This window comes from Mycobacterium sp. SM3041, assembly GCF_039668335.1.
Lineage (GTDB): Bacteria > Actinomycetota > Actinomycetes > Mycobacteriales > Mycobacteriaceae > Mycobacterium.
The window spans coordinates 164827-181169 of the sequence record NZ_JAYXBQ010000050.1 but is presented as its reverse complement, the minus strand read 5'-3'; the positions used below and the strand labels follow the sequence as shown (position 1 = coordinate 181169).

Annotated in this window: 16 protein-coding genes and 1 riboswitch; of the genes, 11 read left to right on the top strand and 5 right to left on the bottom strand. The window is 68.9% G+C overall.

Annotated elements, in window-relative coordinates; genetic code table 11:
- Window positions 1–30: 30 nt before the first annotated feature.
- A complete protein-coding gene (locus tag VXD91_RS17960; RefSeq protein WP_318986970.1) occupies window positions 31–1233 on the top strand; it encodes an FAD-dependent oxidoreductase in 1203 nt (400 codons plus the stop codon).
- A 50-nt stretch (window positions 1234–1283) separates the two neighbouring features.
- A complete protein-coding gene (locus tag VXD91_RS17955; RefSeq protein WP_212807157.1) occupies window positions 1284–1601 on the top strand; it encodes a hypothetical protein in 318 nt (105 codons plus the stop codon).
- Window positions 1602–1612: 11 nt separating this feature from the next.
- Here VXD91_RS17955 and VXD91_RS17950 read toward each other — a convergent pair whose 3' ends face one another.
- Window positions 1613–2350, bottom strand: a complete 738-nt coding sequence (locus VXD91_RS17950) for an MBL fold metallo-hydrolase (RefSeq protein ID WP_212807156.1) — start codon at window positions 2348–2350, stop codon at window positions 1613–1615.
- Between the two features lie 86 nt (window positions 2351–2436).
- On the opposite strand from VXD91_RS17950, the gene fgd reads away from it, so the two are divergent.
- The 4 genes from fgd to VXD91_RS17930 all read left to right on the top strand — a co-directional run bounded on the left by fgd (window position 2437) and on the right by VXD91_RS17930 (window position 7578).
- Window positions 2437–3447, top strand: coding sequence for a glucose-6-phosphate dehydrogenase (coenzyme-F420) (gene fgd, locus VXD91_RS17945; protein WP_318986971.1), 1011 nt, complete (start codon window positions 2437–2439; stop codon window positions 3445–3447).
- Between the two features lie 29 nt (window positions 3448–3476).
- Window positions 3477–5576, top strand: coding sequence for a phosphate acetyltransferase (gene pta, locus VXD91_RS17940; protein ID WP_318986972.1), 2100 nt, complete (start codon window positions 3477–3479; stop codon window positions 5574–5576).
- Window positions 5573–6697, top strand: coding sequence for an acetate kinase (locus VXD91_RS17935; RefSeq protein WP_346415985.1), 1125 nt, complete (start codon window positions 5573–5575; stop codon window positions 6695–6697). Before pta ends, VXD91_RS17935 begins: the two co-directional genes overlap by 4 nt.
- A gap of 71 nt (window positions 6698–6768) precedes the next feature.
- Window positions 6769–7578 carry a cytochrome c oxidase assembly protein gene (locus VXD91_RS17930; protein WP_346416093.1) on the top strand — a complete coding sequence of 270 codons (810 nt, stop codon included), beginning with the start codon at window positions 6769–6771 and terminating at the stop codon, window positions 7576–7578.
- A 35-nt stretch (window positions 7579–7613) separates the two neighbouring features.
- Here VXD91_RS17930 and VXD91_RS17925 read toward each other — a convergent pair whose 3' ends face one another.
- The 3 genes from VXD91_RS17925 to glnX are packed head-to-tail and all read right to left on the bottom strand — an operon-like array spanning window position 7614 to window position 12180.
- Entirely contained in the window at window positions 7614–9902 is a 2289-nt protein-coding gene (locus tag VXD91_RS17925) for a serine/threonine-protein kinase PknG (RefSeq protein WP_212807152.1), read from the bottom strand.
- Window positions 9902–10867 (bottom strand): transporter substrate-binding domain-containing protein, encoded by a 966-nt coding sequence (locus VXD91_RS17920; RefSeq protein WP_346415984.1) that lies wholly within the window; start codon window positions 10865–10867, stop codon window positions 9902–9904. The genes VXD91_RS17925 and VXD91_RS17920 overlap by 1 nt, the downstream gene beginning before the upstream one ends.
- Entirely contained in the window at window positions 10864–12180 is a 1317-nt protein-coding gene (gene glnX / locus VXD91_RS17915; protein WP_061003639.1) for a protein kinase G-activating protein GlnX, read from the bottom strand. The genes VXD91_RS17920 and glnX overlap by 4 nt, the downstream gene beginning before the upstream one ends.
- A gap of 144 nt (window positions 12181–12324) precedes the next feature.
- Between glnX and VXD91_RS17910 the strand changes: the two genes are divergently transcribed.
- Window positions 12325–12810 carry an NUDIX hydrolase gene (locus VXD91_RS17910; RefSeq protein WP_174557639.1) on the top strand — a complete coding sequence of 162 codons (486 nt, stop codon included), beginning with the start codon at window positions 12325–12327 and terminating at the stop codon, window positions 12808–12810.
- Here VXD91_RS17910 and thiE read toward each other — a convergent pair.
- A complete protein-coding gene (thiE, locus tag VXD91_RS17905) occupies window positions 12800–13468 on the bottom strand; it encodes a thiamine phosphate synthase (RefSeq protein WP_073694780.1) in 669 nt (222 codons plus the stop codon). The genes VXD91_RS17910 and thiE overlap by 11 nt on opposite strands.
- Window positions 13469–13494: 26 nt before the next feature.
- Window positions 13495–13605, top strand: a riboswitch (TPP riboswitch).
- Between the two features lie 6 nt (window positions 13606–13611).
- Between thiE and thiO the strand changes: the two genes are divergently transcribed.
- Genes thiO through VXD91_RS17885 form a run of 4 tightly spaced genes read left to right on the top strand, consistent with a single transcriptional unit; the run spans window position 13612 to window position 16343 of the window.
- Window positions 13612–14619, top strand: a complete 1008-nt coding sequence (gene thiO, locus VXD91_RS17900) for a glycine oxidase ThiO (protein ID WP_346416092.1) — start codon at window positions 13612–13614, stop codon at window positions 14617–14619.
- Window positions 14613–14810 (top strand): sulfur carrier protein ThiS, encoded by a 198-nt coding sequence (gene thiS / locus VXD91_RS17895; protein ID WP_133427856.1) that lies wholly within the window; start codon window positions 14613–14615, stop codon window positions 14808–14810. Before thiO ends, thiS begins: the two co-directional genes overlap by 7 nt.
- Before the next feature lie 22 nt (window positions 14811–14832).
- Window positions 14833–15576, top strand: a complete 744-nt coding sequence (locus VXD91_RS17890) for a thiazole synthase (protein ID WP_256370123.1) — start codon at window positions 14833–14835, stop codon at window positions 15574–15576.
- Complete coding sequence (locus tag VXD91_RS17885) at window positions 15573–16343, top strand: SGNH/GDSL hydrolase family protein (RefSeq protein WP_061003629.1); 771 nt, start codon at window positions 15573–15575, stop codon at window positions 16341–16343. Before VXD91_RS17890 ends, VXD91_RS17885 begins: the two co-directional genes overlap by 4 nt.

Below are 16343 nucleotides of genomic sequence, written 5' to 3'. Positions count from 1 at the left end.
CGGCCCTCTCGGCGGGCTACTGTCGGGGGCATGACGCGCGCGCTGCGGACTCAGGTTTGTGTAGCCGGTGGTGGACCCGCGGGTCTGGTGCATGCACTACTGCTGGCCCGCGCCGGGATCAACGTCGTGGTGCTGGAGAAGCACAACGACTTCCTCCGCGACTTTCGCGGCGACACCGTCCACCCCACCACGTTGCGCGTCATGCACGAGCTGGGGTTCATCGACGAGTTCCTGAAGCTGCCGCACACCAAGATCACCCGGGTCTGCATGGACGCCGACGGCACCCTCCGGACCTTCGGCAGTTTCGGCGCGCTGAAGGCGCTGCGGTTCCCCGAGCCGTACATCGCGCTCATGCCGCAGTGGGACTTCCTGGACTTCCTCGCCGAAAAGGCTTCCGCCTACCCGGAATTCACGTTGATCCGCAACGCCGAGGTGACGGACCTGATCACCGAGGGCGGCCGCGTCGCCGGAGTGCGGACACCGGAGTTGGAGGTGCGCGCCGATCTGGTGGTGGCCGCCGACGGCCGCAAGTCCGCGGTGCGCGAGGCGTCCGGGCTCGCCATGGCGAGCGCGCACAGCCCCATGGACGTGCTGTGGTTCCGGCTGGGCTGGCGCCCCGGCGACCCGCAGGAGCTGTTCGGGATCATCCGCAAGGGCCTGCTGATGGCGATGATCTACCGCGGCGACTATTGGCAGGTCGCGTACCTGATGCCGAAGGGCGCCAATCCGCAGGGCGGCTCACTCGACGACTTCAAGGCCAGGCTGGTGTCGGTGCGCCCGCAACTCCGTGAGCACGTCGCCGACCTGAAGTCCTGGGACGACACCAGCCACCTCGACGTGCGGGTGGACCGGCTCGAGACCTGGTGGCGGCCGGGGCTCCTGTGCATCGGCGACGCCGCGCACGCGATGTCGCCGGCCGGCGGCGTCGGCATCAACCTGGCCGTGGCCGACGCGGTCGCCGCCGCCAACATCCTGTGCGGCCCGCTGCGCAACGGCCTGCTCGCCGATGCCGACCTGGCCAAGGTGCAGCGCCGCCGCGAGTTGCCGACCCGCATCATCCAGGCCGGCCAGGTGCTGGCGCAGGACCAGTTCATCGAACCCAACCTGGCCGGCGACCTGTCGCCGATCAAGGTGCCGTCGTTCGTGGGAAAGGGCCCGCTGCAATACATTCCGCCGCTGCTCGTCGGCCGCGGTTTCCGTCCCGAGCACGTGCGCACCCCGGACATCCACTAGAGGCGGCAGAATCCGGGTCGCACCGGCGACCAGGTGGATACGCTTGATCGGTGCTTACCGGTTGGGCCGTCGGGTGTCTGCTGCTGGTCGCCGCCGTACTGGTGTTGGGGACCGGCATGGCGGCGCGCACGTATGTCGGCAGGACGCCTCAGGATCACCCGCATCGCCGGCGCGCACGCGCGGTGCGCTGGTCCACTTTCGGGAAGGTGTTCTACGGCCCCATCAACCGTGATGCCCAGGGCAACAACACCTTTGACGACGAAGAGCTCGATCACATGCTCTTCCTGCCCGCCGTCGTCGTCGCCGGCGGGCTGCTCCTGGCCGGGCTGTTCGTGCTGTTCCTGGAGTTGGTCAAACACGGCGTCTGACGCCGGCGGCGTCAGACCCGCTGCAACGCCAGTTCAGCCGCCTCCCGCACCGGTCCCCGCCACGCCGGTCCGTGGCCGGGCAGCAGCACCTGGGTGTCCAGCAGGCCGAGCGCCGACAGGCTGCGTTCACACGCCGCGTCGTCGTGATTGAAGATGTGCGGGAGCAGCTGGGGGCCGCCCTTGGTGATGAGCGGGTGACCGGTGACCACGGCGTCGCCGGCGACCAGCACGTCGCCGAACACGTACGAGCAGTGCCCGCCGGTGTGCCCCGGGCTCGGGATCACCTGCGGGCTGCCCGGCAGCGTCGCCGCGACGTCCTCGGTGAGTGCCTGTGCGGTGGGGATGCCCTCGCGCACCAGCGCGCCCTTGCCGATGATCTTCATGGACCAGGCCAGGTACCGCGGGTTCCAGGCGCGCGCCAGCAGATCCGTCGGTGAAACCTGTTCCAGAAACTCGCGTTTGGCATGGCCGACCTCGGCGCCGTGGCAGAACACCGGCGTCCCATGGGTTTTGGCGAACCAGATGGCCGAGCCGAGGTGGTCGACGTGCGCGTGGGTGAGCAGGATCGCCCGTACATCGCCGGTTTCGAAGCCCAGGTCACGCAGGGAACGCAGGACGTCGTCGCGCTGGCCGGGGAAACCCGCGTCGATCAGGATCACCCCGCTGTCATCGCTGACCAGGGTCCAGTTCACCAGGTCGGTCTGGGCGAAGTGGATGTTGTCGGAGATCGCGCTCAGGGCTGCCGCCATGACGCGAGTGTAGGCAGAGTAGAAATGAAATTGCGCCCGCGAGGCGCAAAGGGCCGCGGCAGAGGCGACGAACAGGAACGGGACTCATGGCTGAACTCAGACTGGGATACAAGGCGTCGGCGGAGCAGTTCGCCCCGCGTGAACTCGTCGAGCTGGCGGTGGCCGCCGAGGCGGCGGGCATGGACAGCGCCACCGTCAGTGATCACTTCCAGCCGTGGCGCCACACCGGCGGCCACGCCCCGTTCTCCCTGGCCTGGATGACCGCCGTGGGCGAGCGCACCGAGCGGCTGGTCCTGGGCACCTCGGTCCTGACCCCGACGTTCCGCTACAACCCGGCGGTCATCGCGCAGGCGTTCGCGACCATGGGCTGCCTGTACCCGGACCGCATCTTCCTGGGCATCGGCACCGGTGAGGCGCTCAACGAGATCGCCACCGGCTACGAAGGCGAATGGCCCGAGTTCAAGGAGCGCTACGCGCGGCTGCGTGAGTCGGTGCGCCTGATGCGTGAGCTGTGGCTCGGCGACCGCGTCGACTTCGAGGGCGAGTACTACAAGACCAAGGGCGCCTCGATCTACGACGTGCCCGAGGGTGGTATCCCGATCTACATCGCCGCGGGCGGGCCGCAGGTGGCCAAGTACGCCGGCCGCGCCGGCGACGGCTTCATCTGCACCTCGGGCAAGGGTGAGGAGCTGTACAAGGACAAGCTCATCCCCGCCATGCGCGAGGGTGCCGAGGCGGCGGGCAAGAACCCCGATGACATCGACCGGATGATCGAGATCAAGATCTCGTACGACCCGGATCCCGAACTGGCTCTGGAGAACACCCGGTTCTGGGCGCCGCTGTCGCTGACCGCCGAGCAGAAGCACTCCATCGACGACCCGATCGAGATGGAGGCAGCCGCCGACGCGCTGCCCATCGAGCAGGTGGCCAAGCGGTGGATCGTGGCGTCTGACCCCGACGAAGCCGTCGAGAAGGTCAAGCAGTACGTCGACTGGGGCCTGAACCACCTGGTGTTCCATGACCCGCGGCAGGACCAGCGCCGCTTCCTGGAGCTGTTCAAGACCGACCTGGAGCCGCGCCTCCGCAAACTCGGCTGACGCGCGGCCGGGCTCGATAGGCTGACTCAGTGCCAGACGCCACCCGAACATGGTCTTCGCGCGAGCGCTCATCCGCGATCTATATCGCTTCACCCGAAGGCGACACCGGCAAGTCGACCATCGCGCTAGGGCTGTTGCACCGACTGGCGGCCACGGTCGCCAATGTCGGGGTCTTCCGCCCGATCGTGCGCGCGGGGTCCGACCGCGACTACATCCTGGAGCTGTTGCTCGCGCACAGCACCGCAGGCCTGGAGTACGACGACTGTGCCGGCGTCACCTACCAGCAGTTGCACGACGATCCCGATGCGGCGATCGCCGACATCGTCGACCGCTACCACCGCGTCGCGGACAAGTGCGGAGCGGTGGTGATCGTCGGCAGCGACTACACCGACGTCGCCTCGCCCAGCGAGTTGTCGATGAACGCGCGCATCGCCGTGAATCTCGGTGCGCCCGTGTTGCTCTCGGTGCGTGCCGCTGATCGCACACCCGCCGAGGTGGCCCACGTGGTCGAGCTGTGCCTGGCCGAGCTCGCGGCTCAGCACGCGCACACCGCTGCGGTGGTCGCCAACCGCTGCGCTCCGGATGAGCTCGCCGATGTCGCTGCCGCGCTGCAGCGGTTCACGCCGAAAAGCTATGTGCTGCCGGAGGAGCCGTTGCTGGCGGCGCCGACGGTCGCGGAGCTGCGCGATGCGGTGCAGGGGACGTTGATCAGCGGTGACGAAGAGCTGCTGACCCGCGAGGTCATGGGAATGATGGTCGCCGGCATGACGGCCGAACACTGTCTGGAGCGGCTGCGGGATTCCATGGCCGTCATCACGCCGGGCGACCGCTCCGATGTGGTGCTGGCCATCGCCAGTGCCCATGCGGCGGACGGCTTTCCGTCGATCTCCTGTCTCATCCTCAACGGCGGGCTGCCGTTGCACCCGTCGATCGCCAAACTGGTTGCGGGCCTTGGTCTGCGGCTGCCGATCGTGGCCACGGATCTGGGTACCTATGACACCGCCCGCGCCGCGTCGACGGCGAAGGGCCGGGTGACGGCGACGTCGCTGCGCAAGGTCGACACCGCGCTGGCCTTGATGGACGAGCACGTGGATGTCGCGGATCTGCTTGCCCAGCTTGCGGTTCCGATCCCATCGGTCGTCACGCCCCAGATGTTCACGCACCAGCTGCAGGACCGGGCCCGCGCGGACCGCAGGCGCATCGTGCTGCCCGAAGGCGACGATGACCGGATTCTGCGCGCGGCGAGCCGGCTGCTCGCCCGTTCCGTTGCCGACCTCACGATCCTCGGCGATGAGTCGGCGGTGCGGGCGCGGGCCGCCGAACTGGGCCTGGACCTGTCGGCCGCCGTGGTGCTCGATCCGCGTACCAGCGAGCTGTGCGACCAGTTCGCGGCGCAGTACGCCGAACTGCGCAAGAAGAAGGGCGTGACCCTCGAGCAGGCCCGCGAGATCATCCACGACGTCTCGTATTTCGGCACCATGCTGGTGCACAACAACATGGTCGACGGCATGGTGTCCGGCGCCGCACACACCACGGCGCACACGGTGCGGCCGGCATTCGAGATCATCCGCACCGCACCCGACATCTCGACGGTGTCGAGCATCTTCCTGATGTGCCTGGCGGATCGGGTCCTGGCCTACGGCGACTGCGCCATCGTGCCGGATCCGACGTCCGAGCAGCTGGCCGACATCGCGATCAGCTCGGCGCAGACCGCCGCGCAGTTCGGCATCGAGCCGCGCGTGGCCATGCTGTCCTATTCGACGGGCGATTCGGGGACCGGTGCCGACGTCGACAAGGTCAGGGCGGCAACGGAACTGGTCCGCAAGCGGGCGCCGGAGCTGTTGGTCGAAGGGCCCATCCAATACGATGCCGCGGTCGAGCCGTCGGTGGCCGCGACCAAGATGCCGGATTCACCGGTCGCCGGCCGTGCCACGGTGCTGATCTTCCCGGACCTGAACACCGGCAACAACACCTACAAGGCCGTGCAGCGCAGCGCCGGGGCCATCGCGATCGGCCCCGTGCTGCAGGGGCTCAACAAGCCGGTGAACGACCTGTCCCGTGGTGCGCTGGTCGAGGACATCGTCAATACCGTTGCCATCACGGCGATTCAGGCTCAAGGAGCGAAATGAGCGGGCCGGTACTGGTACTCAACTGCGGCTCGTCGTCGGTGAAATACCGGTTGGTGCAACCGGCTTCGGGTGAGTCGCTGGCCGACGGCGTGATCGAGCGGGTGGACGACTACCCGAAGGCCTTGCAGGAGGTCTTCGATGCGGTGAGCGCGGCCGGGGTTTCGGTTGACGAGGTCGCAGCCGTCGGACACCGCGTTGTGCATGGTGGCCGGCGGTTCTACCGGCCGACCCTGATCGGCGACGAGCTGGTCGCCGAACTCGAAGAGCTGGCCCCGCTGGCGCCGCTGCACAATCCGCCGGGGCTGCTGGGCATCAACGCGGCCCGCAAGCTGCTGCCCGACGTCCCGCACGTCGCGGTGTTCGACACGGCGTTCTTCCACGACCTGCCCGCGGCCGCCGCCGAGTACGCGATCGACCGGGAGGTGGCCGAGAAGTGGCACATCCGCCGGTACGGCTTCCACGGCACGTCGCATCAGTACGTCAGTGAGCAGGCCGCGCAGTTCCTGGGCCTGCCCCTCGAATCGGTGAATCAGATTGTCCTGCACCTGGGTAACGGCGCGTCGGCGTCGGCGATCGCCGGTGGCCGGCCGATCGACACCTCGATGGGGATGACGCCGATGGAGGGTCTGGTGATGGGGACGCGCTCCGGCGACGTCGACCCCGGCATCATCATGTACCTGTCCCGCACCGCCGGGATGTCGGTCGAGGACATCGACGTCTTGCTGAACCGCCACTCGGGCGTATCGGGGTTGGGTGGCGCCACCGATTTCCGCGAGCTGCACAAGCGGATGGATGCGGGTGACGGTGCGGCCCAGCTGGCGTACGACGTCTACATCCACCGGCTGCGCAAGTACATCGGCGGATACCTGGCGCTGCTGGGTGGAGCCGACGTCATCACCTTCACCGCCGGGGTGGGGGAGAACGACGCCGCGGTCCGCCGCGATGCGCTGGCCGGGTTGTTGGCACTCGGTATCGAGGTCGACGAGGAGCGCAACCTCTCCCCGAACCGCGGCGCCCGGCGGATCTCCTCCGACACCTCGCCGGTGAGTGTGCTGGTCATTCCCACCAATGAAGAACTGGCCATCGCTCGGGCCTGCGCCGACGTCTGCCAGGTGGACTGAAGGAACCTGCCAGGGTGGGGGCGTAGCTTGCGCTCGTGCCCTTACTGACCGGGACGTTCGACCCCGTAGCCGTGGTGCTGATGCTGCTCGGCGTCGGTGCGCTGGTGCGGCTGCGCCGACGCATGTCGCGGGCCCAGCGGTGGTGCTTCGGCATCGCCATCGCGGTCTGGGCGGTGGCGACCCTCGGCGCCGTCGCGGTCTATGCGCCGTTGCTGTTCTGGGTACGCGCGCTGCAGGTCCTGCTCCTGCTGTACGTGGTGCCGTTCTTCCTGGCGCTGAGCCGGCCGGTGTCGACGGTGGGCGCAGTACTCGACCCGGTGCTGAATTCCGTTGTCGCGCGCGTACTCCTGTCACCGCCGGTGACCTCGGTGCTGATGCTGGTGACGCCGTGGCTGCTGTATCTGACGCCGTGGTACGTCGCCTCGATGACCGGTCCGCTCGCGTCGCTGACGCGAATTGTCCTGCTGGGCATCGGGTTCGGCTACTTCTACGCCCGCCTGCAGGTCGACCCGGTGCCGCGGCGCTACCCGCCGCTGCTGTCCATCGGGATCAGCGTGGCCGAAGGGCTCGGTGACGGCATTCTCGGACTGGTGTTGTGGCTGGGCCCGGTGATCGCCCACGACTACTACGCCGGCCTGCACCGCGACTCCGGACCGACCATCCGCCAGGACCAGAGCTACGGTGCCGGAATCCTGTGGATTCTGGGTGACGTCGTGGGCGTGCCGTTCATCCTGCTGCTGATGCGCGCCCTGGGCTCTGACGAACGACGCAAGGCGGCTGAGGTCGATGCCGAATTGGACGCTCCCGAGCTGGCACTCGAGGCGCCGTCGAGCGGACTCTGGTGGCAGAACGATCCCCAGCTGCGTGACCGTTACCGGTGACCCGGCGCCCGATCACGCTGCTGTGCAACGCCAACCTAGAACGTACTGATCGGCCGCACGTTGTTGGCCAGATCCACCAGCGCGTAGCGGTGCGCCTTGGTCGGCGCCACGCGGGCCAGCCCGCGCAGGGAGGCCTCCACACCCAGACGGAGACCGTGTTCGGTGAACGGGAAACCCAGGATGTGATTGGTGCTGGCGGTGTGGTCGGCCAGCCAGTCCAGAGCCGTGCCGAGGACCAGTGTCCGGATCTGCAGCACACGCGGTTCGGTTTCCGGCAACGCCTCCACTCGCCTTGCGGCGTCACGGATTTGGCGTTCGGTGATCTCGGCGGTGGTCGGCGCCGACAGCAGGGTGACGGCGCTGGTCAGTCGCGCCGTCGTGAAATGCCTTGAGGTGGCCGGAACTTCATCGAGAGTGTGCACCGCGGCCTCCCGGTCGCCGGCCAGCGCCTGCGCCCGGGCCTGACCGAAACCGGCTGAGATGATGCCGTTGTCGGTGTTCCACACCGTCCGATAGAAAGGCCGCTCGGCCTCCTGTCCGGACAGTTCGGCGGTGGCGGCCAGTGCCACTTTCGGGGCCAGTTCGCCCGGCAACGTGTTGAGTACCTCGGTGAAATCCTTTGTCGCGGCTTCGTAGTTGCCGGACAACAGTTCGCCCACCGCGCGGAACCACACCAGCCGCCAGTGCCAGCCGATCCGGTCGGCCAGGTTCTCCAGCTTCCGGTTGGCCTTGGCCACATCGCCGAGGTCGAGCAGTGCGCGCACCTCCATCAGGGGCAGCTCGACCGACGTGGACAGGTCCACACCCTCCGAATCGAGGGAGCCCTCGCGCGCCGCGCGCAGCGAATCCAGGGTCTGCACCGGCTGACTCAACAGGCTGGCCGACAGCACGGCCGCACCGACGTCGGCCGGGTCGACGAGGGGCACCTGCAGCGCCCGGACAATCTCTGGCGCCGTGATCTTTTCGGTGTGCGCTTGTCCGTCGATGTACACGTCGGTGTGGGCCACCAGCATGTTGACCCCGAACGTCGAGCGCGACGGGCTGAACACCGACGACAGACCCGGCCGCGGCGTCCCGGTGTCCTGGGCGACGACCTCGCGCAGCACGCCGAGCAGCTGCCCCGACATCTCCTCGGCACTGCCGAACCGGCGGCGTGGGTCCGGGTCGATCGCGCGGCGCAGCAACCGGGCGAACGAATCGTATTGGAGGAGAAGCGGATCGTCCTCGGGCAGCCCGTCGACGTAGCGGCCCTTTTCGGTCTTGAGGTTCAGCGTCAGGGCCGCGAGGGTGCGGCCGACGGTGTAGATGTCGGTGACGACCGTCGGGCCGGTGCGGACGATCTCCGGCGCCTGGTAACCCGGTGTGCCGTAGAGGAATCCGAACGAGTTGATGCGTGACACCGCACCGAGGTCGATGAGCTTTAGCTGCTCCTCGGTCAGCATGATGTTCTCGGGTTTGAGGTCGTTGTAGACGAGCCCGATTGAATGCAGGTAGCCCAGTGCCGGCAGGATTTCCAGCATGTACGCAATGGCCTGGGCCACCGGCAGTTTGGCGCCTTTGGCCTGCTTCAGCGAGGTGCCGCCGACGTACTCCATCACGATGTAACCCACCGGGTCACCGTGCTTGTCGGCGTGTTCGACGAAGTTGAAGATCTTCACGATCGCCGGGTGGGTGACCTCGGCCAGGAACTGCCGCTCGGCCATGGCGATGGCCTGCGCCTCGGCATCGCCGGAGTGCACCAGGCCTTTGAGCACCACCGGCCGGTTGTTGACGTTGGTGTCGAGCGCCAGGTAGATCCAGCCCAGTCCGCCGTGGGCGATGCAGCCCTTGACCTCGTACTGGTCGGCCACCATGGTGCCCGGGGTCAGTTGCGGCAGAAACGAATACGCGGCGCCGCAGTGCGGGCACGAGCCTTCCGACTTGCCGGGTTCGCCGTTCTCGGAGCGGCCGACCGGCTTGCCGCAGGACCAGCAGAACCGTTTGGCCTCGGCCACCACGGGATCGGTCATCAACGCGGCGAGCGGGTCCTGGTCCACCACGCGCGGCACCTCGACCAGGCCGCCACCCAGGCGCCGGACGGGCGAGACCCGGGTGGTCGCGGTGGCGACATTGGCCGGCGCCGAATCCCGTTCGGGCGGAGCAGGCACCGGGATGCTCGTCGAGTCGTCGAACAGTGGCCGGAAAACCGCCTGGGTACCCATGGGGCGCATCGTGGCCAGCGAATCCCACGTCACCTCGACGGCCTGGGTGCCGGGGTCGGTGTCGGGGCCCGCGTCCACCGGTCCCTCATCCACGGGGCCTGTCGTCGCTTCGCTGTCGGACATCAGTCGCTGTACCTCGGTACGGGTGGGTTCGGCGTCGAGCCGAGCACGGTCAACCACTTGCGGTACAACGTGTTCCACGTGCCGTCGCGGCGAATCCGCTCCAACGTCCCGTTGACGAACCGCACGAGACCGGTGTTGTTGAGGTTGATTCCGATGCCGTACGGCTCCTCGGCCATGTTGGGGCCGACGATGTGCAGGTACGGGTCCTGCGCCACCAGACCGGCCAGGATCGCGTCATCGGTCGACACCGCGTCGGCCTGCCGCTGCTGCAACGCCACCAGGCAGTCCGCCCAGGTGACCGCTTCCACGAGGACCGGCGGCGGGGTGATGCGCTGCAGGCGTGCCTTCGAGGTGGTGGCCTTCACGACGCAGACCCGCTTGCCCGACAGGTCCGCGGGCCTGCGGACGTCGGAGTCGCGGGTGGCGAGGATCCGTTGCTTGGCGGAGAAGTACTCGGCTGAGAAGTTGACGAGCTTGCGCCGGTCGCACGTGATGCTCATGGTCTTCACCACGATGTCGACGAGATTGTGCTGCAGCGCCGAGATCCGGTCGTTGTCGGACAGGATGCGGTACTCGACCTGTGACGGGGTGCCGAAGATGTCGCGGGCCACCTCCCCGGCGATGTCGACGTCGAATCCGGTGATCTGCCCCGTGATGGGGTCGCGGAACGCGAACAGGTTGCTGCCGATGTCGAGCCCGACGATCAGCCGGCCGCGGTCCTTGATGTTGGTGACGGCCGCCGCGGCGGCCTCGGGCGTCGGGAACGGCCGCAGGCTTGCGGTGCAGTCGGACTTGTCCTCCGGGCCGAGCTCCGGCACGGCGGACTGCACCTCCATGCCCGCGGGTGTCGGCGGCGCGATGGTGATGCTCTGCGGCGCGGCGGGCGGCGGGGCCTCGCCGCAGCCGGCGGCCACCAACACCGCGACCATCGCCGGGACCAACCGAGAACGCATCGTGAAACTCATCGGTATTCACTCAACCTCGGCCACAGCCCGAGCGCCACCGCGAGTGCCGCGGCGAAGCTCAACGCGGCCGCACCGACCGTCGCCCCGGACAGCGCCTGGCGTCCGTTCAGGATGTCGCTGCGCAGCTGCTTGCGGCTTTCGTCGATGGCCTTGGAGAGCGCTTCGTCGAGCTTGTCGAACGCCGGCGTCGAATCGTCTTCGCTGGTACCCAGCGCCACCTGGGTGGCGGACTGGTAGTTGCCGGTCGAGATGTAGGCGTTGATCCGGTCGTCGGCGGCACGCCACCGGCGGATCAACTGATCGGCGCCGTCCAGGTCCTTCTTGCCGATCGCATCGGGGCGACGCATGTAATCCCCGAGCTGCTGCTGGAGGGCGTCGATGCGGTGGTAGTACGACTGCTTGCGGACGCTCTCGTCGCCCCGCCGGATCAGCGACAGCGTCTCGTCCGCCCGCGCCTGCTGTGCGGTGATGGCCATGCTCGTCACAGTTTGCAGCGACGCTGCCGCGTTGCGGGCATGCCGGGTGTCGGTGGTCGAGATGATGAGCGTCGCGCCGATCCAGATGATCATGATCAGTACCGCCATGCCGCCGGCGACGAAACCGATGTTGACGCGCCGGCGGGTGTGCTGGGCCAGCCAGCGGTTCGAGAAGAAGCCGAACATCAGCGTCGCCGCGACCACCAGGATCACGGGTGCGGGCACCTGCGACGAGCCGCTGGTCTCCGAGTTCACCCGCGCCGAGGTGTTCTCGTAGAGCCGCTGGGCGTCGGGCAGGATCTGGGTCTGCATGAGCCATGACGCCTCGGACAGGTACGACGAACCCACCGGGTTGCCGGCGCGGTTGTTGGTCCGCGCGGTCTCCACCAGGCCGGTGTAGACCGCCAGCTCGGCATTGATGTGCCCGAGCACCTTGACCATGGGCTCGTCGGTGATGCCACTGGACGCGGCCGTGACGGCGACGGCGGCGTCCGTGATGGCCTGCTCGTAGCGCTGCCGCAGATCCACCGGCTCCGAGCCGGCGATGAAGGCGGTCGCGGCGGCGGCATCGGCGACCGACAGCGTGGTGTAGAGCTGGCCGGCCGCGAACGCCAGCGGCTCGGTGTGGTCGAGCACGGTGGTCAGGGCCTGCTGGCGGGCGTGGATCGTGGTCGAGGTGGCGAAGGCACACGCGAGGACCAGGCTGGCGAGCATCAACCCGATCAGGAGGATGCGGCCGGGGGTGGTCCACATGAACCACCATCGAGTGTGCGCGGGAGTCCCGGGGGACCGAGATACCACCGGCTCGGTCGAAGGGTGCGCCAACTCCACCGTCACGTGTGCGCCGACCTCAACTTTCCTGACCCGTTGGCCCTGCCGAACTCGTTTAATAGAAGTCTAAGAGCTTGCGGCGCGTAGGGGGTGGACTACCGGTCGGCCCGGTCCCCCAAATCTTTCGCGACGTTCCCTATTGTGGGTTTCGTGCAGGGCGACGGTGACGGATGGGTGCTCGCGGCTGACGGCTCCCACTTCTGGGGTCGCCATGGTGCGGCCGGACTTCTGCTGCGGGCGCCGCAGCCGGGCGGCGGAGCGGCGGTGCTGCTGCAGTACCGCGCGCCATGGAGCCATCAAGGCGGCACCTGGGCACTGCCCGGTGGGGCGCGCGACAGCCACGAGACCGTCGAGGAGGCCGCCGTCCGCGAGGCCTACGAGGAGGCCGGCCTGCTGGCCGAGCAGCTGACGGTCCGGACGACCGTGGTCACCGCGATCGCGATGGGCGAGGTGTGGACGTACACCACGGTGATCGCCGACGCACCCGAACAACTCGCGACGGTGCCCAACCGGGAGAGCGTCGAGCTGCGGTGGGTCTCCGAGGACGACGTCGCGTCGCTGCCGCTGCATCCCGGATTCGCCGCCAGCTGGGAACAGCTGCGCAGCGTGACGGCGAGTATCCCGCTCAGTTCGTAGGCAGGGCCTGCTTGAGTGCCTGCGCTGCCGCGGCCGGATCCTCGGCCGCGGTGATCGCCCGGACCACGACGATGCGCCGCGCACCGGCGGCCACCACCTCGGGGGCCCGCGCCAGGTCGATGCCGCCGATGGCGAACCAGGGTTTGTCGGTACCCGTCGCGGCCGCCGCGCGGACCAGTTCCAAGCCCGGCGCGGTGCGGCCCGGCTTGGTCGGCGTCGGCCAGCACGGGCCGACGCAGAAGTAGTCGACGTCCTCGGTCACCGAGACGGCCAGCTGCTGCTCGTCATGCGTCGAGCGGCCGAACAGCGGATCCGGCCCGACGATGTCGCGGGCGAGGGCCAGCGGCAGATCGTCCTGGCCGAGGTGCAGCACGTCGGCGAATGCGCCGCGGGCGATGTCGGCCCGGTCGTTCACCGCGAACAGCGCGCCGTGCCGCCTGGCCGCGTCGGCCAGCACCTCCAGCGCTTCGAGCTCCTGCTTGGCCTCGAGCGGACCGAACTGTGCTTCACCGGCCGAGCCCTTGTCCCGCAACTGGATGATGTCCACGCCACCGGCGAGTGCCGCGTCGGCGAACTCGGCCAGGTCACCGCGCTCCCGGCGGGCGTCGGTGCACAGGTACAGGGACGCGGACTGCAGACGCTCGAAGGCTTTAGACACAGCGCGACGGTAGCGACTACCGTGGACGCCGCACACACGGGAGTCCCGGGACCGGGGGCTGAGAGTGGGGTCGTCCTACCCTTACCGTCACACCTGATCCGGATCATGCCGGCGAAGGGAGAGGAATCATCGTGCCGGCTGGCATGGCGGTAATCGGCGGCGGCGTCATCGGTCTGGCCGTGGCCAGGCGCGCGGCGCTGGACGGGTGGTCGGTGCGCGTGCACCGGACCGAGGCGCGCGGCGCCTCGTGGGTCGCCGGCGGCATGCTCGCGCCGCACTCCGAGGGCTGGCCGGGTGAGCAGGACCAGTTGCAGGTGGGGCTGGACTCGCTGGCGTTGTGGCATGACGGCTTCCTCGACGGCCTGCCTGACGACGTGGTGACGGCCCGCGACTCGCTCGTGGTGGCGGTCGACCGGGCAGACGCGGCCGACGTCCGTACGGTCGCTGAGTGGCTGGCAGCGCAGGGGCATCCCGTCACGGTCACCACCGCGGCCCGCGACATCGAACCGTTGCTGGCGCAGGGGATTCGGCACGGCTTCCGGGCGGAGACCGAACTGGCCGTCGACAACCGCCTCGTGGTCGAGGGGCTGATCGCGCACTGCGACCGCCTGGGTGTGCAATGGGCCGGACCGGTCGATTCCCTCGACAAGACGCGCGACGCCGATGTCACCGTGCTGGCCAACGGGATCGACGCGCCGGCACTGTGGCCCGGGCTGCCCGTGCGTCCGGTGAAGGGCGAGATTCTGCGGCTGCGGTGGCGCAAGGGCTGTATGCCGGTGCCGCGGCGGGTGATTCGCGCTCGGGTGCACGGTCGGCAGGTGTATCTGGTGCCGCGTGCCGATGGTGTGGTGGTCGGCGCCACCCAGTACGAGCACGGCCGGGATACCGCGCCGGCGGTATCCGGAGTGCGCGACCTTCTCGATGACGCCTGTGCGGTGATACCTGCCCTCGGCGAATACGAACTTGCCGAATGCGCTGCGGGACTGCGGCCGATGACCCCGGACGGCCTGCCGATCGTGGGCTGGCTCGATGACCGCACCCTGGCGGCCACCGGTCACGGGAGGAACGGCTTTCTGCTGGCCGCCTGGACCGCACAACGGATTTCGGACCTGTTGAAGGGCGATGCGAGAGAGAAGGTGGCACTGTGCTGATCACAGTCAACGATGAGAACGTGGAGATTCGCGAAGGCACCACGGTGGCCGAATTGATTGGCACCCTGGGCTTTCCGGACAAGGGCATCGCCGTCGCGGTCGACTGGACGGTGCTGCCCCGGTCGGAGTGGGACGACGTCGTGGCCGAGGGCGCCAAGATCGAGGTCGTGACGGCGGTGCAAGGTGGCTGAGGTCTGTACGTCGGCCGACGTCCTGCGCATCGCCGACCGGGAGTTCGGTTCGCGGCTCATCATGGGCACCGGCGGTGCGGCGAATCTGTCGATCCTGGAGGAGGCACTCGTCGCCTCGGGTACCGAGCTGACCACTGTCGCGATGCGGCGCATCGACGCCGAAACCGGCACCGGCGTGCTCGATCTGCTGAACAAGCTCGGCATCGCCGCGCTGCCCAACACCGCCGGCTGTCGCGGCGCGGCCGAAGCGGTGCTGACGGCGCAACTGGCGCGCGAGGCGCTGCAGACCAACTGGGTGAAACTCGAGGTGATCGCCGACGAGCGCACCCTGCTGCCGGACGCCATCGAGTTGGTCCGCGCCGCAGAGCAATTGGTGGATGACGGCTTCGTCGTCCTGCCCTACACCAACGACGACCCGGTGTTGGCGCGCCGGCTGGAGGACACCGGCTGCGCGGCGGTGATGCCGTTGGGCGCGCCGATCGGCACGGGGCTGGGCATCTCCAACCCGCACAACATCGAGATGATCGTCGCGGCCGCCGGCGTGCCGGTGGTGCTCGACGCCGGCATCGGCACGGCCAGCGATGCCGCATTGGCCATGGAACTGGGTTGTGACGCAGTGCTTCTCGCGACGGCGGTGACCCGGGCCTCGGATCCGCCGATGATGGCCGCCGCCATGGCGGCGGCGGTCACCGCGGGCCGGCTGGCCTCGCGCGCCGGCCGCGTGCCCAAGCGGTTCTGGGCGCAGGCATCCAGTCCGGCGCTATGACGCCGCGGTACGTCGCCCTCGGTAGTTCGATGGCCGCCGGGCCGGGCATCGCACCGGGTGCGCCCGGTGCGCCGAAGCGGTCCGGCCGGTCGGCGGTCAACTACCCGCATCTCGTCGCCGACCGCCTCGGTTACGACCTTGTCGACGTGACCTTTTCGGGCGCCACCACCACCCACCTGCTCACCGAACGGCAGTACGGTGCGCCGCCGCAGGTGGACGCGCTCGACGGCTCGGAGTCGTTGGTCACCATCACCATCGGCGGCAACGACGCCGGCTATGTACCGATGCTCGGGGCGGCCTGCCTGCCCCGGTTCCTGCGGTCGGTGCCCGTCATCGGTGGACTGCTGCGCGGGCAACTCGATGCGGCGGCGCGGGACCAGGCGCTCGAAGTCGTGGGCGAGTCGCTGAAAACCGTTGGGCGAGAAGTACGTCGACGTGCCCCACAGGCCCGGGTGCTGTTCGTCGACTACCTGACGCTCCTGCCGCCGGCGGGAGTGCCCGCACCACCGATCGGTGCGGCCGATGCCGAGCTGGGCCGGCACGTCGCCGCCCGGCTGGCCGAGCTGACGGCCGCCGCGGCCGCGGCGGCCGGATGTGAACTGGTGCCGGTCGCAGCTGCCAGCCGTGCGCACCATGCGTGGTCGGCCGATCCCTGGACCACGGCGTTTCATCTGCCACTGCCGGGCCGGGTGGCCCCGCTGCACCCGAACGCCGCGGGTATGCGCGCCGTCGCGCAGATGGTGATCGAACGCGTATCGTGCGCCTGA

Bases quoted from the DNA above. Each gene is read 5' to 3' on its own strand.
- VXD91_RS17920 (WP_346415984.1), bottom strand. From the start codon at position 10,867: ATGAGTTTCACGATGCGTTCTCGGTTGGTCCCGGCGATGGTCGCGGTG.
- VXD91_RS17950 (WP_212807156.1), bottom strand. From the start codon at position 2,350: ATGGCGGCAGCCCTGAGCGCGATCTCCGACAACATCCACTTCGCCCAG.
- fgd (WP_318986971.1), top strand. From the start codon at position 2,437: ATGGCTGAACTCAGACTGGGATACAAGGCGTCGGCGGAGCAGTTCGCC.
- VXD91_RS17885 (WP_061003629.1), top strand. From the start codon at position 15,573: ATGACGCCGCGGTACGTCGCCCTCGGTAGTTCGATGGCCGCCGGGCCG.
- VXD91_RS17935 (WP_346415985.1), top strand. From the start codon at position 5,573: ATGAGCGGGCCGGTACTGGTACTCAACTGCGGCTCGTCGTCGGTGAAA.
- thiO (WP_346416092.1), top strand. From the start codon at position 13,612: ATGGCGGTAATCGGCGGCGGCGTCATCGGTCTGGCCGTGGCCAGGCGC.
- VXD91_RS17925 (WP_212807152.1), bottom strand. From the start codon at position 9,902: ATGTCCGACAGCGAAGCGACGACAGGCCCCGTGGATGAGGGACCGGTG.
- VXD91_RS17960 (WP_318986970.1), top strand. From the start codon at position 31: ATGACGCGCGCGCTGCGGACTCAGGTTTGTGTAGCCGGTGGTGGACCC.